Source organism: Hanstruepera neustonica, assembly GCF_002895005.1.
In the GTDB taxonomy this organism is placed as follows: Bacteria; Bacteroidota; Bacteroidia; order Flavobacteriales; family Flavobacteriaceae; genus Hanstruepera; species Hanstruepera neustonica.
This window is the reverse complement of record NZ_POWF01000001.1, coordinates 793,369-815,743: the sequence shown is the minus strand read 5'-3', so window position 1 is coordinate 815,743 and position 22,375 is coordinate 793,369. Positions and strand designations below refer to the sequence as shown.

Below are 22,375 nucleotides of genomic sequence, written 5' to 3'. Positions count from 1 at the left end.
AATTTTGTCAAAAACATCTTAAAAGCTTAATTTCAGAGAGTTAACATAAGATCTCCATAGTCCCAATATCAATGTTAATATTTTAAAGAATTGGCTTTTGCCAGGCGCTAATATTTATCCATATATTGTGAATGAATTGACTATATTTGCCTTAAAGAACAGCTAAACCAAATAATGGCGCACAGATTAAAAAAAGAAAAAAGTTACAGTTATATTGAAGTTGGCGAAGGGACTCCAATTATTGTTCTTCACGGCCTTATGGGTGGTTTAAGCAATTTTGATTCTGTCACCAATTATTTTAGTAAAAAAGGGTATCGTGTCATAATACCAGAATTACCTATTTACAGCATGTCACTTTTGAAAACCAATGTAAAAAGCTTTGCGAAATACCTTCATGATTTTATTGAATTCAAAGGCTTTCAGGAAGTTATTTTATTAGGCAATTCTTTGGGTGGGCATATTGGTCTATATCATACCAAGCTATACCCGCAAAAAGTCAAAGCCCTTATAATAACTGGTAGTTCTGGATTATACGAAAGTGCCATGGGTGGTGGCTATACGAAGCGAAGTGATTATGAGGTTATAAAAAAGAAAGCTCAAGATGTGTTTTATGATCCTGCAGTGGCCACCAAAGAGATAGTTGACGAAGTTTTTGAAACTGTCAATGACAGAAATAAACTTATAAAGACCTTGGCTATTGCTAAAAGTGCCATCAGGCATAATATGGCTAAAGACCTACCCAATATGCAAACACCTACATGTATCATTTGGGGCAAGAATGATACCGTAACACCACCAGAAGTTGCTGAAGAATTCGATGAACTTTTGCCAGATTCTGAATTGTTCTGGATAGACAAATGTGGGCATGCGGCCATGATGGAACATCCTGATGAATTCAATGAAATTCTTGATTCCTGGTTAACCAAAAGAAATTTCTAAACCCAATTTATTAGTCATGGAAATTAAATCGGCAGAATTTATAATGAGTAATTCTGATGTGATGAAATGCCCAAAAAATTTACTGCCAGAATATGCCTTTATTGGCAGGAGTAATGTTGGCAAATCATCATTAATCAATATGCTGACCAATAGAAAAAGTTTGGCCAAAACATCTGGAAGACCCGGAAAGACGCAACTAATTAATCATTTTTTAATCAATAAAAACTGGTATTTAGTAGACTTACCTGGTTATGGCTATGCGCGCGTATCCAAAAGTGCCAAAAAAACATTTCAAAAATTTATAACACAATATTTTAGTTTAAGAGAGCAATTGGTATCTGCCTTTGTTTTGGTAGATATTAGACATGATGCGCAACCCATAGATTTAGAATTTATGCAATGGTTAGGCGAAAATGGCATCCCATTCTCCATAATTTTCACAAAAGCCGACAAATTAAAACCAAATGCCATAACCCGTCATGTAGAAAATTACAAAACCAAACTACTGGAAACTTGGGAAGACATGCCAAATTATTTCGTGACATCATCTTCAAAATCCATTGGTAAGGATGATGTTTTGGATTACATTGATTCCGTAAATAATAATTTCAAAATATGAAAATATTACCATTTATAGTTTTTATATCTTTTGGTATTGATTCAGCTTTTGGGCAAGAAATAATACATCTTGATGAAAAAGGCAATAAGGTCAATGAGACTAAATTCAGAAAAAAATGGCTTGATAGTGAGTTGCTCTTGAGTAGATGGGACTCAATTGGCAAAGACAATAAGCGATATGCTACTCTAAAAAAAGACCTTTACATGATTACCTTTTTTGCCTATCAAGAAGCTAAAGAGCAAGTTGAAAAGATAATTAATAGGCAAATTCAAGAGAATAAAACTATTCTATTGGAATATTATTACACCGACGATCTCTGCACTTCACGTTGGGATAATAATTGGAGTAAAATTGAAATTTCAGAAAGAAAAGATTTTACTAATCCCATTAGAAAAAAACTCGAAAAAGAAAATATTATATACCTTGTTTTATATGAGAGAAATATGACACTACATAATAATCCAAATAAAAAAGGGGAGTATTTTTTTATTGATAAAAATAATTTTTTTAGAGAAAGAATATTTACAAATCCTACGATGTGTGGATCTAGAGCTCTTATAAAACCAAATGGTCAGACATTAATCAGAAATGGTGAATACCGTGCTGATTGGATGGCTCAACACTTATTGCCTGAAAATTGGAACTTGTTTTTTGAGACAAAGGATTAAATTAACTTCTCACATCCAGAGCATCTCGTAGAGCATTACCCATAAGCATAAACGCCATAACCAAGCTCATAATACAAAATCCGGGTATTAACGCCAGATAGGGCTTACCAAGAATAATATAATTATAATGATCTTTTATCATTGCTCCCCAACTTGACATAGGTGGCTGTGCACCAATACCCAGGAAACTCAAACCGCTTTCAATTAAAATAGCAGCAGCAAAATTAGCTGCCGAGATAACAATGACAGGTGCCATAATATTTGGGAGGATGTGTTTGGTTATAATTCTGTAATCATTGAAACCCAAAGCTCTGGCAGCCGTAACATATTGCATTTCCTTAACACTAATAACCTGCCCTCTCACTACTCTAGCCACTTCAACCCACATAGTCAATCCAACGGCAATAAATACTTGCCAAAAGCCCTTACCCAAAGCCAGCGTAATAGCAATGACTAAAAGTAAGGTTGGTATAGACCATGATACATTAATAATCCACATTATAACAGCATCAACCTTACCGCCAAAGTAACCAGCCAAACTCCCCATTAGGATACCTACAACCAGTGATATAAATACCGCAATAAAGCCTATAAAAAATGAAATTCTAGCACCAACCAGCACCCTACTCAACAAGTCTCTTCCGTATTTATCCGTTCCAAACATAAATGTTCGTTCTTCAACAAACGGTTTCGTGGAATTTTCAGCATAAATACTCAAATCGATGGTTTTAGTCAACCCTTTCAAATTATCGGCGGCATACTCCGTGTAGGTTAATTGGTTGTTTTCCAGCACATGTTCTGCAACGGGGATTTCAGTATCAGAATTTTGATAACCAAAAAAAAGCTTGTTCATTAAAGCTTGTTCACTTTTTTTTGATTCAGGAATCACAAGCATATCAACTGTGAATCCTGGCTTTTGAGAATGTATTGCCAAGTGCATCTGATTAGCGTGCTGTGAATTATCAGGGGCTAAAATGTAGGCAAATATGGAAATCAAGCCAATGATTACAATAAACACAAAACTAAAAACGCCCCAGAAATTTCTTTTGAATTTCTGGAGCGCTAGTTTACTTAATGAGCTTGTTGGCTGACTCATAAAAACATTAGTCCTTGATGGTTGCCACTTTCTTTATGGTATAAGATGCTTTTAAATCCTCAAGAACATGTAAGGCTTCTTCAACATATACATCCTTACTCAAACTTTCGTGCCAGCGAATACGCTTATCTTTTAAAACGGTATCCTGCTCAAATAATCGTAATTCATAGGGCAATGATTCAAATGTCAAATTGGTTTCATAATTTGAAATTTCATCAAACTGTTTAGCCTCTTCTTCATTCAAATCTAATTTAGCCTTGTATTTTTCATAATTTAATGAGTATTGCTTCTCATCCATACGTTCCTTCACCCATTTTGCGTTTTCTTCAATTAATTTCAGTTGTGGATTATTACGCATTCTTTCATTACTTTTTTTAATGGTCGTATCATAATCAAAATACCCATCCCAAAATGAAAATTCAGCAGCGTCAATTTCATCCCAACTCAATGGATTTTCTTGATCCTTTTCACCAATATCAATAAAACTGTATCGGTCTGGAACAACTACATCACTTTTCACACCTTCTAACTGCACAGATCCACCGTTGATTCTGTAGTATTTTTGTCGCGTCACTTTTAGTGCTCCCAAATCACCATCCTTATTGTTACGAATCATACGATTTAAATCGAAAAATGATTGTACGGTTCCTTTTCCATATGTTTGCTTACTTCCGATTATTATAGCACGCTTGTAATCCTGCATGGCAGCCGCTAAAATCTCTGAAGCTGATGCCGAAAACTCATTAACCAATATAACTAAAGGCCCATCCCAAGTAATGGATTTATCTGTATCCTTTAATACTTCTTTGGGCTCATCTGTAGAACGTACCTGAACAACTGGCCCTTGTTCGATAAACAAGCCAGCCATTTCAACAACTGTTGTCAAGGATCCACCACCATTGCCTCTTAAATCAAGTACCAATCCTTCCATACCTTGATCTTTAAGCCGTTCAATCTCTAATTTGACATCTGCTGCGGCATTTAACTTATCATAATGTTCAAAATCGGCATAGAATTTAGGCAGATTAATAATGCCAAATTTCTTTTCGTTTTTAGTCACAATAGACGATTTAGCATGCGTTTCCTCTAATTCTACAATATCTCTGGTAATCTTAATTTCTTCAATTGTACCATCAACTTTTTTTACGGTTAAATACACATTTGTTCCTTTTGGACCTTTGATGAGTTTAATAGCATCGTCAATTCGCATACCAACAATACTCACTGGAGCTTCTTCATCTTCTTGCTTTACTTTTAAAATTATATCTCCAACCTCTAATTCTTTCCCTCTCCAGGCAGGACCTCCAGAAATCAGTTCAACAATTTTGATATTATCCATACGTTTTTGAAGTCTGGCACCAATTCCTTCCAATTGACCAGAAATACCTTGATTAAAAACTTCTTTATCCTCTGGTGCAAAATAGGTAGTATGTGGGTCAAATTCTTGAGTAATGGCATTGATGTAAACTACAAACCAATCTTTGCGTTCCATGTCATCAATGTAATCGTTATAATAAATATCGATTGTTTTTAAGGTTTCCTTTCTGGACTCTGCTTCAATTTCATCCAACGATTTTGGTTCAACTGGCTCCGCATTTTCAGCATTATTTTCCGCATTTTCCTGAGCATAAATCAAGTCATCATAGTTGGCCAAATTGGTATATTTTAGACGCTGTCTCCAACGTTCTTTCATTTCTTTTTTGTTGCTTACAAAATCTAAAGATTCATAATCAGAATCGAACGTTTCATCAATGGTGTAATCAAAGGGTTGAGCCAACACTTCTCGATAAATCACTTTGGCTTCTTCAATACGTTGCATGAGTCTATCATGAGTTAAATTGAAAAATGAAATATCCAGAGCCTTTAATTGGTCATCAATTTCTGTTTTGTATTTTTCAAACTCCTTGATATCAGACTGGTAGAAATATTGTTTCAAAGGATCTATCTGGTCTAAATAGTCAGAATATACTTCCGCTGAAAAGGCATCGTCCATGTCCTTGGGGTCAAAGTGACCTCTTTCCAAGACGTAGGTTATAACCTGTATTAAAAGCTTATCTTTATTAGGGTCACTAAATGTTTTCGTGGTAAAGCTGCATGATGCAAATGCCAGAAGAAGCATTAGTATCAAAATATTATAATTCCTTTTCATAATTCTTAAAATAAACATCATATATTTTTCACTAAATTAAAGAAAAAACTATGCCAATATAATCAAATGGTACTAATTTTTTGTTAAACACTAAATAATATCTGAAAGCACTCGAATTTGTGTATTTTAGCACAACAACTATTAAGAAACAAATATGTCCAAAAAGCCTTTAATACTAGTCACTAACGACGATGGCATTACCGCTCCAGGAATTAGAACATTGATTAAAGTTATGAAAGAATTAGGTAACGTTGTTGTGGTAGCACCGGATAGCCCTCAAAGCGCCATGGGTCATGCCATCACCATCAATTCCACATTGCATTTAGAACGTGTTCATATTGATTCTGGTGACCAACCGGAATATAGCTGCTCTGGCACACCAGCTGATTGTGTTAAATTGGCAGTCAATGAAATACTGGACAGAAGACCTGATTTATGTGTCTCTGGTATCAATCATGGGTCTAACTCTTCAATTAATGTGATTTATTCTGGAACCATGAGTGCAGCTTTGGAGGCTGGAATTGAAGGCATTCCTGCTATTGGCTTTTCGTTATTGGATTATAATTACAATGCTGATTTTGAAGCTTCGGAATCATTTGTAAAGCAAATAGCTAAAAACGTATTAAAAAACGGCATGCCTAAAGATGTGGTCTTAAACGTCAACATACCTAACTTGAAAAAATCAATGATAAAAGGCATTAAAATTTGTCGTCAGGCACGTGCAAACTGGGAAGAAGAATTTGATAAACGAAAAACCCCTCAAGGAAAAGATTATTATTGGTTAACGGGGAAATTTGTTAATTTAGATCATGGTGAAGATACTGATGAATGGGCTTTAACAAATAGTTATGTTTCTGTTGTACCAGTTCAATTTGATTTAACAGCTCATCACTGTATTCAACAATTAAACACATGGAATTTCGATGATTAAGCAAGAAGTATTTAAAGGGTTACTCGTAGGTCTCATTGCCAATGTTATCGGTCTTTATCTGGCCACCTTAATATTGGGTAATGGCGAAGGTTTTATTTCTGTGTTGAAATCTGCCTCATCTGAAGGTTTTCTTGGTAAATTAATAAGTTTAGGTGCTATTTTAAACTTATTGGCCTTTTTTGTTTTTATTAAAAAAAAGCAAGATTATCGTGCTAGGGGTGTTTTGTTGGCAACTGTTATTGTTGCTATTTTTACCTTTGTTACTAAATTCATGTAATTATAGATGAAATACTACATTATTGCTGGAGAAGCGTCAGGTGATTTACATGGTTCCAACTTAATGAAGGCTTTACTCAAAGAAGATGTAAATGCTGAATTTAGATTTTGGGGTGGCGATTTAATGCAGGAGGTTTCCAACAATCTAATTAAGCATTACAAGGATTTAGCGTTTATGGGTTTTGCTGAAGTGATTATGAATCTTCGAACCATCACCCGAAATTTAGCGTTTTGCAAAAAGGATATTGAGGAGTACAATCCTGATGTAATCATATTCATTGATTACCCGGGTTTCAATCTTCGGATTGCCAAATGGGCAAAACAAAAAGGTTTTAAAACCCATTATTATATCTCGCCACAAATTTGGGCCTGGAAGGAAAACCGGATTAAGGACATAAAACGAGATGTTGACAACATGTACGTTATTCTGCCATTTGAAAAAGATTTTTACGAAAACAAACACAACTATCCTGTTGAATTTGTAGGTCACCCACTAATTGATGCCATAGCCAATAGAACCCAAGTGGATGAATATACATTTAGAGCAGATTATGAACTAAACGAAAAACCTATAATCGCCTTACTTCCAGGAAGCCGAAAGCAAGAAATTAAAAAAATGCTTTCTGTCATGTTGAGTGTGGTCAATAATTACCCTAATTACCAATTTGTGATTGCTGGTGCACCAAGTCAGGATTACAGTTTTTACCAGCAGTTCATCAAGAATGCCAATGTTCATTTTGTTTCAAACAGAACTTATGATTTATTGAGTGTGTCTTCAGCCGCATTGGTAACATCAGGTACAGCAACATTAGAAACTGCGCTTTTCAAAGTGCCAGAAGTAGTATGCTATAAAGGTAGTTGGTTGTCCTATCAAATTGGCAAACGCCTTGTAAAACACATAAAATATATTTCTTTAGTCAATTTGATTATGGATCAGGAAGTCGTAACGGAATTGATACAAGATGACTTCAATTCAAAGCGTTTAAAAGCAGAACTAGATCGCATATTAGATAGTTATGAACGCACCAAGTTTTTTATGTCGTACTATGAACTGGAGAAAAAACTGGGTGGCAAGGGAGCCAGTGCCAAAACAGCCAAACTCATTTATGAGTCTATCAGCCAATAGCTTCAGCCTGCTTAAAAAGTTGCTGTTTTTCTAAAATTGTTTCTGACCCATTCAAAAGATCCATTATTTTACTCGCAATGGCATAACCCATCAGTGGCGGAACGGCATTGCCTATTTGTTGATATTGACTCAAACCCTTTTCCCAGCTCATTTTGGTTCGCATGCCCTGAAAAACAAAATCATCTGGAAATGATTGCATTCGCGCACCTTCCCTAGCCGTAAAATTTCGATTTAGATACGGGTGAATAAAATTACTTTGAAACGACGCCGCTATGGTTGGAGCTGGCTTATCAGCATGTAACCGTTGATTGTTTTGAGAGAAGACAATTTTTGATTTTTCGGTTGGCTTACCACGTTTCACGGCCGCGTGTTGTTGTGGCACATGTGCTAATGATTGTCCAGCCTTAATAACTTTAAAGCGTTCTATTAAACGCTTGGTATGACGCATGGCCACATGATTGAAAACGGATGCCGATGATTTCCTCATGAGCTCTTGATAGGTGTTTTGAGGCTCACTTTCATAGCTCATTTTTTCCTCGCCTTCAGAAGCTTGTATTTGAGGCAAGTCTGAAATAGCTTCCCATACGGTAATAGGTTTTGCGTAGGTTTTTGTTGGAAATTCCGGCTTTACATCTAAATCTTTTCTAATTCCCATCATGATGACCCGTTGTCTGTTTTGGGGAACACCATAATCAGAAGCCAACAGTACTTTGAAATCAACTTGGTAACCCAAACCAGCATTTTCAAATTCTTCCTTCATTAACTGAATGACCTTCCCTTTTTGCATGGACAGTAGTCCTCGCACATTTTCCATTACAAAGGCTTTGGGCTGCAAATCGGTAACAACTCTTACAAACTCATAGAACAATTCATTTCTTGGGTCATCCTTGACTTTGTTTCTATTTTTATTGGCTAACGAAAAACCTTGACATGGTGGCCCACCAATAACCATATCAACAGAGTCACTTATTTGATTTTTTATCTGTTTGGTTGTAATAGTTCGTAAATCACCTTTTAAAAACGGTACATTGGGAAAATTATGTGTATACGTTTTTTCACAATTTTCATCCACATCACTGGCCAAAAGCGTGTTACAACCAGCCCATTTAAAGCCTAATGCCAATCCACCACATCCAGAAAACAAATCAACTACATTCATAGATTATTTTAAATTGAGTGTTAAAAATAAGAGATTTTGTATGTAAGACAAATCAAGTTTTTCAAAGGTTATTATTTTTTTAATAACAAAATTGTTTATTTTCGATGCATGCAAAAAATAGCCCTGATACTTTGTTGCTTATTGGTTCTTTCGTCTTGCAAATCGAAAAAGACGGCTAAATCTTCCACCAGAAAATCGCATCAAACGGTTTCAACCTATGAAGGCAGGAGTTCGGATTACAATAATAAAGTAAATGCTATTGTAGACTATGCCGAAACTTTTGAAGGTGTTAAATACAAATATGGTGGCACGACTAAAAAGGGCATGGATTGTTCTGGATTGGTAACCACTGCATATCAAAAGGAGGCTATTGCATTACCAAGAACGACATCACAGCTTGCAGTTACAGGTGACTGGGTGGATGTAAAAGAAGTTCAAAAAGGTGACTTACTGTTTTTTGCAACCAAAAAAAATAGTCGCAATGTCAATCACGTTGGCATTGTTACGGAAGCCAGACCCGGCTATGTGGCTTTTATACATTCTACAACCAGTAAAGGTGTGATAACATCTCTTTTATCGGAAAAGTATTGGTATTTTGCCTTTGTACAAGCTAGGCGCATTTTGTAAGAATTTTTTGTAACTTCCTGTTATGAAGTTACTTGATTTCCCTATAGTAAAACTGACACTCTGCCTCATCGTAGGCATTATTATTGGTTCGAAAACAAGTTTTACGTTTTCTGAAACGATGGTGACTTCATGTGTCCTACTCTTGGCTACTTTAGTTAATTATATTATTTCCAAAAACAAATTCAAAAAGACTGTATGGTTTGGTTTGTTTGCTCTACTCACTACTATTTCAATAGGTATATTGATCGTAAACTTTCACAATCAACAAAATCAAAAAAAACACTATAATCATTTCTATGATTATGAGAACCCAAATGATTCTCAAATAATTTTAAGCATTAGAGAACAGCTAAAACCAACAACCTATCACGACCGGTACATTGCAAATATCATTCAAATAGATTCTGGTTTAGTCCATGGTAAAGTACAACTCAATATTTCAAAAGATTTGACGAATTCAAAATTACCAGTTGACCATCAAATTTTAATAAGCTCAAAATTACAAGCCTTAAAACCGCCTTTAAATCCTTTTCAATTTAATTATAAAGCTTATTTGGAAAACAAAAACATCCATGCACAGATTAATAGTGATCATAATAGCTTAACAGTTCTAAAAACTACTAACCCCAGTGTTCTTGGTTTTGCAAATACTATCAGGCAGTCCATAATTACCAAATTAGAAAATTACAACTTTAGGCCCGAAGAACTAGCAGTAATTAAAGCGCTGTTGCTGGGCTACCGACAAGATATTAGCAAAAACCTTTATGAAGATTACGCCAATGCTGGAGCCATTCATATTTTAGCTATTTCCGGTTTACATATTGGCATTATCTTAATAATGCTAAATTATTTATTTGGTTTTTTAAGAAGGTTCAAATATGGTTTAGCCTTCAAGACGACATTCATTTTAATACTCTTGTGGAGCTTTGCGTTAATTGCTGGATTATCTCCTTCTATCTTAAGAGCCACAACTATGTTCAGTGTATTTGCATTTGGCATGAACCTAAAACGGCCTCACAATACTATGAACACACTGGCCATTTCAGCTTTTTTGTTACTACTTATTAATCCATTTTTCTTGTTTGAGGTTGGTTTTCAATTGAGTTATTTAGCAGTAATAGGTATTGTGATAATTTACCCGATGCTGAAGCCTTTGTTACGATTTAACTATAAAGTGCCCAACAAAATTTGGGAGTTACTTGCTGTATCGTTTGCAGCTCAAATTGGTATTCTTCCGTTAAGTCTATTTTACTTTCATCAATTTCCAAGTTTGTTCTTTATTTCAAATGTCTTAATCATTCCTATTTTGGGATTTATTCTAGGTTTTGGTTTCTTTATCATCCTTTTAGCTGTATTGAACACACCCCAAAACATCCTATTCGATATTTACGGTTTTATCATTCATGCCATGAATTCTCTTTTTAAGTGGGTTGCCCACCAAGAAGCTTTTTTGTTTAAAGATATTCCCATGAATTGGTTTTTGGCTATCGGGTTGTATGTTATGATTTTAACTATCATTAACTATTTTAAATCGAAACACTATAAAAATTTATCTGCTGTACTAATCTCTATTTTGATCTTTCAAATACTATTAACTTATAACAAATGGCAAGTGGAGTCACATGATGAAATGGTTGTTTTTCATAAAAGCAGATTTAGCCTTGTAGGTATCAAAAATGGAAACCATTTGAATATTTGCCATAATTTAGATAGCACTATTTTAAAGAATAACCCGATTATCGCCAACTATGAAGTTGGCAACTTCATTCAAAAAACGGAATATGATACCTTAAAAAACGTCTATCAATTTAAAAACAAAAAGCTATTGATTATTGACAGTCTAGGTATTTATCAAAACTTACGTTTTAATCCTGACTATATCCTATTGAGAAACTCTCCAAAAATTAATCTAACACGATTAATCGATAGTCTAAATCCTATTTGTATCATTGCCGATGGTAGCAACTACAAATCCTATATCAATCGATGGGAACAAACCTGTAAAAAAAGAAAACTCCCTTTTCACTATACCGGTGAAAAGGGAGCTTATATTGTTAAGTGATATTTTCCTATTCAGAAAATTCAGGTTTAAAGGCATTATAGTAGGCTGTAAAATCATCTTGAGATTTAAAGTCCTTATGGTCGTCATTTTTAAACAACTTTAAATATAATTCCAGTTGTCTTGGTGTCTTGTAGCCAATTACTGGAGTTAAATACTCTGCTGATTCTCCTAAAAACACAATAGTAGGATAAGATCTTATGCTAAAATGCCTTGCCAATTCGTGAACACTGTTTCGTCTATTGGCCTTAGCTGGATCGTATTGTGGATTGTTAAACGTTTGTCCGTTGAACGTGATGGTTTCATCACCTTCGGCATTAAACTTGACTGCATAATAGTTTTTGTTGACATAATCCACCACATCTTTATTATGGAAGGTGTTTTTATCTAACATTTTACAGGGACCACACCAGTTGGTATAAACATCCATCATTATTTTTTTAGGGTTCTTTTTTTGAAGGGCAACAGCCTCTTCCAAAGACACCCAATTTATTTCTTGTGCATGAACCTGAACTGCAAAAAACAATACGGTTGCTAATAGGAATACTCTTTTCATGTTTCTGTTTTATTAATTGTCGGATTTAGAAAGGAAACTTTCAAAAACCGTTCCTAAAATATAAAAAACACGTCAAGAATGACGTGTTTTGAGGATATTTTAACGATTTTTTCGATTAACGAACACCGTGCATTAAACGTTTTAATAATGGATTTAATACAATGGCTACAAAACCAGCTCCAATTGGTACCAATGTAAATATTAAAAAGAAGGTACTCATGGAATACTCTTCCGAAATCTTATCAATCATACCTCCCATGGTACCAGCAGCTTTTTGACCAACAGCAATGGCCAGATACCAAATACCAAACATAAACCCTATCATTCGGGCGGGAACTAATTTACTTAAATACGATAACCCTACAGGCGAAATACATAATTCCCCCATAGTATGGAATAAATAAGCCATAATTAAAAACACCATACTTACAGAAGCCGTTTTAGCACCTGAAGGTATTTCGCCGGCTCCATAAGATAAAAAGGCAAAACCTAATCCCAAAAGAATTAAACCAATCCCATATTTCATGGCAGCACTTGGGTTATACTTACTTTCCCACCATCTTGAGAAGAGTGGTGCCAGCGTGATAATAAAGAAAGAATTCAAGATTCCGAACCAGGTAGCTTCTACCTCATTTCCTTCTTGTGAAAACTTATCATTCAGTCTATAAAGTACCAAAATCCACAAACCAATAAATGCTATTGCCAAAATAATATTTGATAAACCAATTCTTGAAAATGTCTTTTTAGCCAATAAAATAAGTACCCAGGTAATGATAATCAATGGAACGGTCGTTAATAAGGCATCAATAACCTTAAATACCATAGCTGAATTTCCAACCAACATTCGATCGGTATAATCGCGAGCAAATAATGTCATTGAACCAAGAGATTGCTCGAAAAACGCAAAGAAAAACACCGTAAACACACCAAAAATAGAAACCGCAATAATACGATCTCTCACAACAGGAATATATCTGGCAATACGCGTAACCAATAACACTAAAAACAACACTAATGCTGCTAAAACAACTACATTGGAACCACTTAAGCCACCCAATTCAAATGGCAACATATTGATATTGCCTATTTTTTCCATGGGATCGTTGAACAAGTATAACAACCCTCCTATTGAAGAAAGTACAATAAGAACCTTATCGAACATGGTAAAGGGATTTAACTTTTCATCAGATTCTGCATCATGTTCTTTAGGAGCCTCTTCATTAATATTCTGTGGCAACTCTACTTCATGAACTTTTGTTGGTTTCGCTCCAATACTTCCAAATAGACTACCAGCTAACCAGAATTGCAGCATACCTAATAACATAAAAATTCCTGCCAATCCAAATCCATAAGACCATCCAAAATTTTCAGCTAAATAACCACAAAGCATCATACCGAAAAACGCTCCAGCATTTACACCCATGTAGAAAATGGTATAGGCACCATCTTTTTTAGATTCTTTACCCTTATACATAGTTGAAATGATAGAAGTGATGTTAGGCTTGAAAAATCCTGTTCCAATAACCAACAAAGCCAACCCTAAATAAAAGGACATGGTTGTTTCTAAAGCCATGGAAGCATGTCCTAAAGTCATGATTACACAGCCTATAACAACTGCTATGCGATAACCCGTAATTTTATCGGCTATCCATCCTCCTATAATTGGTGTTAAATATAACAACGAGGCATAGGTTCCAATTAGGGCTAATGCATGTTCTCTGGGCCATTCCCAACCTGGGTTGTCACTTAAAATTGGAGCCGTCAAGAATAAAACCAATAATATCCGCATCCCATAGAACGAAAAACGCTCCCACATTTCCGTAAAAAATAACACAAACAATCCAGCAGGATGCCCTATGACCTTATCCTTAAATAAATTTTCAATATCCGTATTCATATATAGTTAGTTTAGTTAATTTCTATTAGTGTACGTTACCCATTAAACGCTTTAAAATTGGGGCCAGAATTAAGGTAATGATGGCTGCACCTCCAGCATACATGGCAATGAGATGGAATCCATCGGTATAAATTCCTAAAGAATCAAATCCTCCTACATTCTTATCAGTACTTTCTACAGCAAGCTCTTTTCCAATGAATCCAACAATTTGGAATGCAAATGCAGATGACAAAAACCATACGCCCATAATAAAGGCAATTAATCTTGCAGGTGCTAAATCTGTCATTTTAGACAGCCCAACAGGCGACATAAATAATTCCCCAACAGACAGGATAAAATACATAATCATTAAAAATGAAAATGGTACTCTCCCGTTGTCATCAGCGCTTTCCGCACTAATAGCTAACACATAAAAACTAATGGCAGCAAAAGCCAAACCAATAGCAAATTTATAAGGTGTTCTTGGATTTATTTTCTTTTTAGATAAATATTGCCATAAGAGGGATATTGGCACAGCTAAAACGATAATATATAAGGCATTAATTGAGTTTGTTTGAGCTGCATTAATATAAGACAGATTTACATTTCTTGAGGCAAATAATGTAATGACACTACCTGAAAGTTCATGAAATCCCCAAAAAATAGTCATAAATAAAGTAAGGAAGACTGCTACAATAAGCTTTTTGCGTTCAACAACAGTAGCCCTCGCCATTTCATAAATAAGATAGGCCAAAACAACAATCCCAATCCCTTTAAAGATAACATTTACAATATTTTGATCTCCATAAACTGGTTGATATGACGATAATAAAAAAGCAATTAATGGCACCGATAAAAAAGCAAGTACCGTAACCAACTGACTGTTTTTCAACCCAAACTTAACATTACTGTAAACCTCGGTATTGGTTGGCATACCTCTATCTCCAAAAACATTCTTTTTAATCCCGCTCCAAAAGAAAATAAGCCCTAACATCATTCCAAATCCTGCAAGGGCAAACCCATAATGCCAGCCGTACTCGCTCCCTAACCAGCCACACAATAAAGGAGAAACAAATGCACCAATGTTAATACCCATATAAAATATGGTGAATCCAGAGTCTTTTCGAGGGTCACCTTCTTTGTAAAGAGAACCAACAAACGTTGAAATATTAGGTTTAAAAAAGCCGTTTCCAACAACAATAAAGGCTAAAGCCAAATAAAACGCTATATCATTTTCAATAGCCAAAACAAAATGACCGATAGCCATCAATATACCTCCCAAAAATATGGAATGTCGCATCCCTAAAATACTATCGGATATCTTACCTCCAATAACGGTGGAAGCATAAACCAAGGAACCATAAGACGCATAAACAGCTGCTGCGGCATAATCTCTATTTGATAGGGCTTCAAAGACAACATCAACCATATATAGCGTGAGCAGTGCTCGCATCCCATAGAAACTAAAACGCTCCCATAGTTCCGCAAAAAACAAATAGAATAATCCTTTAGGATGCCCTAGTAATTGAGGTTCTTCTTTAAAATGGTCTAATTGATCTGCCATAGTTTTTGTGTTAGTTAGTTTTTATTATTGAATTACCAAGTGAAGTAGCCACGTAACTTAAAAGGACGAAATAGGTATAAAATTTCATTTAAGATATGGTATTGATAAAATAATGCCAAGTTTACTAAAAATTAAGCAAAAAACCGTAATTATTAACAGTTAAATAGCCATTCACAACAGAACTCACACAATAATAGTATCTTTGTTTTTTCAATTTTATTGTCATGGGCAAACCTATTTCTGGCTTTTCTAAACTATCAAAATCCAAAAAAATTGATTGGATAGTCGATACGTATTTTGCACAAAATACGAATGCAAAAAACATTATCAAACAATACTGGAATTCTAACGACAAGCTGCAACAACTTCATGATGAGTTTATTGAAAATACGATTACCAATTACTATTTACCGCTTGGTGTTGCTCCCAATTTCTTAATCAATGGCAAATTACACACCATTCCAATGGCCATTGAAGAAAGTTCTGTGGTTGCTGCGGCTAGTAAAGCAGCTAAATTTTGGCTCGATCGTGGTGGCTTCAAAACCACCATCATCTCAACAACCAAAATTGGTCAGGTCCATTTTATGTATTCTGGTGATTTTGAAAAATTACAACATTTTTTCAGCCAGGTAAAACCCAAACTCATTAGTGATAGCAAACCCATTACCAAGAATATGGAAAAACGTGGTGGTGGTATTTTAGATATTGAACTCAAAGACAAAACTGCTGATATTCCCAATTACTATCAGCTTCATGCTACCTTTGAAACACAGGATGCCATGGGTGCCAACTTCATTAACTCCTGTTTGGAACAATTTGCCAAAACCTTTAAAACGGAAGCCAAAGCCTATGCTGATTTTTCTGATGCAGAAAAAAATATAGACATTGTCATGAGCATTCTCTCCAATTATGTTCCGAATTGTTTGGTGAGAGCGGAAGTTTCCTGTCCTGTGGATGATTTGAGTGATGACGATAAAATAAACCCTAGAACCTTTGCCAAAAAGTTTATACAAGCTGTCAAGATTGCTGAAGTAGAGCCCTATCGCTCTGTTACTCACAATAAGGGCATTATGAATGGTATTGATGCCGTCGTTTTGGCTACAGGTAATGACTTTAGAGCTGTTGAAGCAGGCGTTCATGCTTATGCCTCCAGAAATGGTCAATATAGCAGCTTAACGCATGCTTCCATTGAGAACGACATTTTTAGGTTTTGGATTGAAATTCCTTTGGCACTAGGTACGGTTGGAGGACTGACTGGTTTGCATCCTCTGGTTAAATTATCTTTAGAGTTGCTTCATAAACCTTCAGCAAAAGAGCTTATGGGTATTGTTTCGGTAGCTGGTCTGGCCCAAAATTTTGGCGCGTTGCGTTCATTGATTACAACAGGAATTCAAGAAGGCCACATGAAAATGCATTTGATGAATATTCTCAATCAGTTCGAAGCGACTAACTCTGAAAAAGAGCAACTTATTGAGCATTTTAAAACCCAAACAGTTTCCCATAGTGCTGTTGTGGATGCTTTAAACATTTTACGACGTGTCGAAAAGTAACTTTTACAGCAACGGCAAACTATTATTAACTGGTGAATATCTGGTTTTAGATGGTGCTAAAGCTTTGGCCTTACCAACCAAATATGGCCAACATTTAACTATTGAATCGAATAATTCCAATAGTCTCCATTGGAAAAGTTATGACCATAACGAGGATATCTGGTTTGAAACAAATATTAAACTGAATAATCTTTCTTCAGATGATTCTAACACAGATTTTGAAAAACGACTCATTCAAATTTTAAAGGCTGCCATACAATTAAATCCTGATTTTTTAAATGCAGGCTGCTCGGTAGAAACTAAACTAACCTTTCCTAAAGATTGGGGATTGGGATCCTCATCAACCTTAATTAATAACCTTGCCATTTGGGCGCAAATAGACCCTTACCAATTATTAAAATTAACCTTTGGTGGCAGTGGCTACGATATTGCTTGCGCTTCAAATAACAACCCGATTGTCTATAGTTTGAAAAAAGATGGTCAAGACATTCAAAAAGTAGATTTTAACCCAAACTTTAAAGACAATCTCTATTTTGTGTATTTGAACAAAAAACAAAATAGCCGAGATGCCATTGAGACTTATCGAAAAAACATATTTTACAAGCCAGAAGCAATAAGTTCTGTAAACAAGATTACAGAAAGCATTATTAACTGCAATAATTTATCAGAATTCAATGATTTGGTTGCCCAACATGAAGAAATCATGGGTACTATTCTAAAACAAGAACCCATTAAAAATAGACTGTTTAATGATTTTCAAGGCGCCATTAAAAGTCTCGGTGCTTGGGGTGGCGACTTTATTTTAGCAACCGCAACCGAAAACCCTTCAGCCTACTTTCAAGCTAAAGGGTTTGAAACGGTTATTCCTTTTCAAAAAATGCTATTATCATAATTGAACATTATATAAGATAACATCTTAATTATGTAATTGAAATATTAGTGCTAACATTTCATTCTAGTCCGCTTTCGTCAAAACTATATTGCTTGGAATGATAAATTCTGTAGGTTGATCAATGCCATAAATCCCTTCCAATAAAGTTACCTTCCAATTGGCTTTTAAAGGATTGGTTCCATCAATTAATTCAATGATGAGTTTACCTTTTAGACCATACCAATATTCATTATTGACAGCTATATTATCTATAATTATTCCACCACATGAAGTTCCATCAATTGAACTTAAGTTAATGACAGGAGGCCAATAATAGTCCTTATCACCTACATTTTTATTTGAAGTATAGATATTAGTTTCTAATTGTTGACCTTGTACCCCAGACTCAACCATTTCAAAATGTCCCTGAATTTCATCAAGATAAAAAGATGGTTCATTACCATTTTTATTTTCCTTCATTTCAACTTTCCAAAGTTCTACTCTAAAAATTTGATTTCCATTTTGCCATTCCCATGTTCCTAAAAAAGGATTGAAATTATTGTCGATATCTTTAAAATACTTACCAGAATTATCTCCTTGGTTAAAAGCATTTAAATTAACAATAGTTTGCGCTATACAGGAATTTACAATCAATGAAAATAAGATTATTAAGTAAATTATATTTCTCATTTTTTTATTTTGCTCTTGTTACAAGTTAAGGAAAGGTCATGAAAACAAAAAGCCTTTCTTTTCAGAAAGGCTTTTTTTAAGTTATATAGAATGGATAACTATTGCACTGTTTTAGCTCTGTTATCCTCAATCTCGGCTGCTTCTTTTAAAGCATTGTACAATCTCGTGTTCACAGCATTTACTTTTGCTGTTTGCACTTGATTGGCAAATCCTTGGTAATTATCCATTTCTGTAGCCAATTCTTTTTTCACCACCTTAATCATAAAAATACCGGTTTCGCCTTCAATCAAACCTGAAGTTTCATCTTGCTCCATTCCAAAAGCTGTACCAATAACCAATGGCTCTCTACCAACTCCTGAAAGTGTTGGATTCTTCATAGTTAGTGCCAATGAGGTTCTTGCCGTTAAATTTTCAGCTTTTGCTAAATCCTCAACCGTAGTGGCTGTGATTCGAGACTTAATCTGTTCTGCTTTCTTTTGCTTTCTGATAGCTGGTAAAGCGGTGATAGAAGCTTCTTCCGTATTCATTAAACCAGCTTTATTTTTAGCCACTAATTGTACAATGGCATAGCCGCCAGGCACATTGAATCGTTTGAATTCACCTACTTCTGTTTCATCTTCAAAAGCCCATCTTACCATCGCACGCTGACTGCCTAAACCAGGAATATTCTCATCCAATTCCTTGATTGTATTAACCGGTCTAACAACATATTCATTCTCTTCAGCCAAGGTTTGGAAATCTCCTTTTTCTAAAGCAATCTCAAAATTAGAGGCATCTCTAAAAACAGCATTCACTGTTTCTTCAGATGGTTCAATCTTTCTGGCAATAGTGCCCACTTTAATAGCACGTTGCTTGTTCTTTTGTCCTAATATTTCAATAACATGGAATCCGAAAGCCGATTTAACAACACCTATGTCACCTACTTCATTTTCAAACGTATAATCTCTAAATTCTGGAACCATGGCATTGTAAGTATACCAATCTAAAACACCATCATTTTCGTTGCTCACTTTATCAGCTGAAAAGTCTAAAAGCCCCTTAAATTTTGTTGTATCAGCCTTAACAATACGCATCAAACTATCAGCAGTTGCTTTAGCTTGCACTTCGTTTTGTGTTGTAGAATCCGTTGCAGAACGCGATCCTACAAAAGGAATTAATATATGTCTGGCTTTAACTGAATCTGGCATTTGAATATCTGCTACAACTTTAGATAATTTGAAGTGTCCGTTGTCTTTATATGGGCCAAATACTTCACCTACGTTAAGATTATAAATACTATCTGCAAATGCAGTTGGCAACTGGTTTTTCTTAACATATCGGTTATCAAACTTAATGTCTGAACCAGCAATAAAGTTGATGTAGTTTGCATGCTCTTTAACTTGAGCAAATGGTTTAATGGTATCTGTTCTACCATTATTATATTCCACTTTTCCTTCTTTAAATGCTGCTACAGATTTTTCAATTTCAGCTTCATCTTCTACAGAGGCTACTTCTTTGAATTCAACAAACTGGATATCTCTTGAAGCCTCTACTTCGTATTGTTCTTTGTTTTCTTCTACATACTTGGCTATTTCCGATTTAGTAACGGTAATGGTACTATCAGGAATTGAGGAAAAAGGAATTTGAACAAATCTCAAATCAACCTTATCACCTTCTAAATGATAAGCTAATTTTCCTTCAGCCAAGGTACCAATCATACCAGCTTTAACCATGTTCATGTAGTTAGTCTGCAGAGCATTATTAGCCAATGATTGCTCATAGTCAACCCATTGTTGGTAAGCTACTTCCGAACTGGTTTTTAAACTTTGAATGTATTCTGACAATTTAGCTTCATCAAATAATCCGGCTTCGTTTTGAAAATCTGGATTGTTAGCCAATGTTGTTTTTAAAAGGTCACGCATTTGATCTTGCTCAACGGTAATACCCAAGGCTTCATACTGCGTTTCCATAACGGCTTTTCTAACTTCCTGATCCCAAACACGGTTCATGGCTTGTGTAGCTGTTCCGTTAGGTCCTAACTGTCTTTGAACAGCCTCAACCTTGCTTAAAAAATCTTCGCGGGTGATGTCTTTCCCGTTAATGGTTGCAACAACATTTTGCGATTTAGCTGAAAGTGCATCGCTGTTTCTGAACAAATCAGATAATACAAATGAAAATAATGCTAACGCGATTATTAATATTAAAAAAAGTGAACGTTGTCTAATTTTATTTAAAACTGCCATCTGTCATTTAAATTTTTTACGATATAGTGCGCGAAAATACCATTTTCTATTTAATAATAAAAGTAGATTATATCTTTAATTGATATAATATTCAGGAAATTAGTCCTCTTGCAGAATTTTTAGTTTAACGAGGTCAATTTTAGTGTTAGAGACCTCCAAGATTGTGAATTGAAAATCATCCAAAGTCACCACTTCGTTGTGCTCCGGAATTCCTTCAGTTCTGTCTACAATGAGTCCTCCTAAGGTTTCATAATTTTCGCTCTCAGGCAAGTCTAATTTATAGGTTTCGTTAAGATAATCCACTTCTAATCTAGCCGAAAACACATAGTTATAGTCATCTATTTGTTCCTCTTTGAGAACGACAGTATCGTGTTCATCTTCAATTTCCCCAAAGAGCTCTTCAACAATATCTTCAACCGTCATAATACCTGAAGTACCGCCATATTCATCCAAAACCACAGCTATACTTTTGCGTTTTTTTATAAGCACGTTCAAAATATCCTTAATCAACATGGTTTCCGGAACAAATTCCACAGGCATGATAACCGACTTGATATTCTTAGGTTTTTTAAATAACTCAAAAGAATGCACGTAACCCAAAATATCATCAATGTTTTCTTTGTAAACCACCATTTTAGAAATACCCGTTTCCGTAAACAAGGCATTCATAGCTTTAATAGATTCTTTAACCTCAACGGCTATAATTTCAGTTCTGGGCACCATGACTTCACGTGCTTTTACTTCGGAAAATTCTAAAGCATTTTGAAAAATCTGAATTTCGGTATCCATATCATCATGAGCCTCTACGCTCTCCATTTGCTCACTGATATAATTTCCCAATTCTACCTTCGTAAAAGCCAATTGTACTTGATCGCCATCTGTTTTAAAGAACTTTTTCAATACGAAATCCGAAATCCAAATAACAAAATCGGAAATCCAGGTAAAGAGTATATAAAAAATATAGGCTGGTAACGCTAGTATTTTTAAAAGTGAATTAGCATAAATTTGAAAAAATACCTTTGGTAGAAATTCCGCCGTAATCAAGATAATAAGTGTGGAAATAATGGTTTGGGTCAAAAGACTCAAATCAATCAATAAATAATTAACTACACTGTAAGATGAAGGCAACATGGATTGAAACCAATTGACTAAAACATCACCCATAAAAAATCCATAAACAACCAATGCGATATTATTACCAATGAGCATGGTTGCAATAAATTTTGATGGGCTTTCCGTTAACCTAGATAGGATTTTGGCTAAAAGCCCTTTTTGCTTTTTTTCAATTTCTATGTGAATCTTGTTCGAAGACACATAGGCTATTTCCATTCCTGAAAAAAAAGCCGAAAGAATTAGTGAAGAAATAATAATGAGAACTTCCGCAGACATAAGCTCCA

Annotated in this window: 19 protein-coding genes; 10 read left to right on the top strand and 9 right to left on the bottom strand. The window is 35.0% G+C overall.

Translation table 11 applies throughout. From position 1 onward, the window contains the following. Nucleotides 1-174 precede the first annotated feature (174 nt). From C1T31_RS03670 to C1T31_RS03660, 3 genes are read left to right on the top strand one after another with little or no spacing between them, the layout of a single operon-like run. A complete protein-coding gene (locus C1T31_RS03670) occupies nucleotides 175-939 on the top strand; it encodes an alpha/beta fold hydrolase (RefSeq protein ID WP_103051089.1) in 765 nt (254 codons plus the stop codon). Nucleotides 940-955: 16 nt separating this feature from the next. Further along, complete coding sequence (gene yihA / locus C1T31_RS03665) at nucleotides 956-1,558, top strand: ribosome biogenesis GTP-binding protein YihA/YsxC (protein ID WP_103051088.1); 603 nt, start codon at nucleotides 956-958, stop codon at nucleotides 1,556-1,558. Beyond that, nucleotides 1,555-2,226, top strand: coding sequence for a hypothetical protein (locus tag C1T31_RS03660; protein ID WP_103051087.1), 672 nt, complete (start codon nucleotides 1,555-1,557; stop codon nucleotides 2,224-2,226). The genes yihA and C1T31_RS03660 overlap by 4 nt, the downstream gene beginning before the upstream one ends. Nucleotide 2,227: 1 nt before the next feature. Here the strand turns inward: C1T31_RS03660 and C1T31_RS03655 are convergent, their stop codons facing one another. Both C1T31_RS03655 and C1T31_RS03650 read right to left on the bottom strand, forming a co-directional pair. After that, nucleotides 2,228-3,322: an ABC transporter permease gene (locus C1T31_RS03655; RefSeq protein WP_103051086.1), complete on the bottom strand. Its 1,095-nt coding sequence runs from the start codon at nucleotides 3,320-3,322 to the stop codon at nucleotides 2,228-2,230. A 7-nt stretch (nucleotides 3,323-3,329) separates the two neighbouring features. Further along, nucleotides 3,330-5,471, bottom strand: coding sequence for a carboxy terminal-processing peptidase (locus C1T31_RS03650; RefSeq protein WP_103051311.1), 2,142 nt, complete (start codon nucleotides 5,469-5,471; stop codon nucleotides 3,330-3,332). 154 nt (nucleotides 5,472-5,625) lie between these two features. Between C1T31_RS03650 and surE the strand changes: the two genes are divergently transcribed. From surE to lpxB, 3 genes are read left to right on the top strand one after another with little or no spacing between them, the layout of a single operon-like run. After that, entirely contained in the window at nucleotides 5,626-6,402 is a 777-nt protein-coding gene (surE, locus tag C1T31_RS03645) for a 5'/3'-nucleotidase SurE (RefSeq protein ID WP_103051085.1), read from the top strand. Continuing rightward, nucleotides 6,395-6,679, top strand: a complete 285-nt coding sequence (locus C1T31_RS03640) for a hypothetical protein (protein ID WP_103051084.1) — start codon at nucleotides 6,395-6,397, stop codon at nucleotides 6,677-6,679. Before surE ends, C1T31_RS03640 begins: the two co-directional genes overlap by 8 nt. A 6-nt stretch (nucleotides 6,680-6,685) precedes the next feature. After that, nucleotides 6,686-7,804, top strand: a complete 1,119-nt coding sequence (gene lpxB / locus C1T31_RS03635) for a lipid-A-disaccharide synthase (RefSeq protein ID WP_103051083.1) — start codon at nucleotides 6,686-6,688, stop codon at nucleotides 7,802-7,804. On the opposite strand, the gene C1T31_RS03630 is transcribed toward lpxB, so the two are convergent. Then, on the bottom strand, nucleotides 7,794-8,963 hold the full coding sequence (locus tag C1T31_RS03630; RefSeq protein WP_103051082.1) for a DNA cytosine methyltransferase: 1,170 nt from the start codon (nucleotides 8,961-8,963) through the stop codon (nucleotides 7,794-7,796). The genes lpxB and C1T31_RS03630 overlap by 11 nt on opposite strands. 108 nt (nucleotides 8,964-9,071) lie before the next feature. Here C1T31_RS03630 and C1T31_RS03625 point away from each other — a divergent pair, with 108 nt between their 5' ends. Both C1T31_RS03625 and C1T31_RS03620 read left to right on the top strand, forming a co-directional pair. After that, nucleotides 9,072-9,590 carry a C40 family peptidase gene (locus C1T31_RS03625; RefSeq protein ID WP_103051081.1) on the top strand — a complete coding sequence of 173 codons (519 nt, stop codon included), beginning with the start codon at nucleotides 9,072-9,074 and terminating at the stop codon, nucleotides 9,588-9,590. 22 nt (nucleotides 9,591-9,612) lie between these two features. Next, nucleotides 9,613-11,652: a ComEC/Rec2 family competence protein gene (locus C1T31_RS03620; RefSeq protein ID WP_103051080.1), complete on the top strand. Its 2,040-nt coding sequence runs from the start codon at nucleotides 9,613-9,615 to the stop codon at nucleotides 11,650-11,652. 7 nt (nucleotides 11,653-11,659) lie between these two features. Here C1T31_RS03620 and C1T31_RS03615 read toward each other — a convergent pair whose 3' ends face one another. The 3 genes from C1T31_RS03615 to C1T31_RS03605 form a co-directional block, all read right to left on the bottom strand. After that, the gene (locus C1T31_RS03615; protein WP_103051079.1) at nucleotides 11,660-12,205 is read right to left on the bottom strand and encodes a thioredoxin family protein; all 546 of its coding nucleotides are present in this window, start codon (nucleotides 12,203-12,205) and stop codon (nucleotides 11,660-11,662) included. 115 nt (nucleotides 12,206-12,320) lie between these two features. Then, nucleotides 12,321-14,102, bottom strand: coding sequence for a peptide MFS transporter (locus C1T31_RS03610; protein WP_103051078.1), 1,782 nt, complete (start codon nucleotides 14,100-14,102; stop codon nucleotides 12,321-12,323). A 25-nt stretch (nucleotides 14,103-14,127) separates the two neighbouring features. Then, entirely contained in the window at nucleotides 14,128-15,645 is a 1,518-nt protein-coding gene (locus tag C1T31_RS03605) for a peptide MFS transporter (protein ID WP_103051077.1), read from the bottom strand. Nucleotides 15,646-15,869: 224 nt separating this feature from the next. On the opposite strand from C1T31_RS03605, the gene C1T31_RS03600 reads away from it, so the two are divergent. Then, nucleotides 15,870-17,195, top strand: coding sequence for a hydroxymethylglutaryl-CoA reductase, degradative (locus C1T31_RS03600; protein WP_103051076.1), 1,326 nt, complete (start codon nucleotides 15,870-15,872; stop codon nucleotides 17,193-17,195). Next, complete coding sequence (locus C1T31_RS03595; RefSeq protein ID WP_103051075.1) at nucleotides 17,182-18,087, top strand: GYDIA family GHMP kinase; 906 nt, start codon at nucleotides 17,182-17,184, stop codon at nucleotides 18,085-18,087. The genes C1T31_RS03600 and C1T31_RS03595 overlap by 14 nt, the downstream gene beginning before the upstream one ends. Before the next feature lie 63 nt (nucleotides 18,088-18,150). On the opposite strand, the gene C1T31_RS03590 is transcribed toward C1T31_RS03595, so the two are convergent. The 3 genes from C1T31_RS03590 to C1T31_RS03580 form a co-directional block, all read right to left on the bottom strand. Continuing rightward, nucleotides 18,151-18,756, bottom strand: a complete 606-nt coding sequence (locus C1T31_RS03590; protein WP_123912620.1) for a DUF6705 family protein — start codon at nucleotides 18,754-18,756, stop codon at nucleotides 18,151-18,153. Between the two features lie 98 nt (nucleotides 18,757-18,854). Continuing rightward, nucleotides 18,855-20,978, bottom strand: coding sequence for a peptidylprolyl isomerase (locus C1T31_RS03585; protein ID WP_103051073.1), 2,124 nt, complete (start codon nucleotides 20,976-20,978; stop codon nucleotides 18,855-18,857). Between the two features lie 99 nt (nucleotides 20,979-21,077). Further along, nucleotides 21,078-22,367 carry a hemolysin family protein gene (locus tag C1T31_RS03580; RefSeq protein ID WP_103051072.1) on the bottom strand — a complete coding sequence of 430 codons (1,290 nt, stop codon included), beginning with the start codon at nucleotides 22,365-22,367 and terminating at the stop codon, nucleotides 21,078-21,080. Nucleotides 22,368-22,375 lie beyond the last annotated feature (8 nt).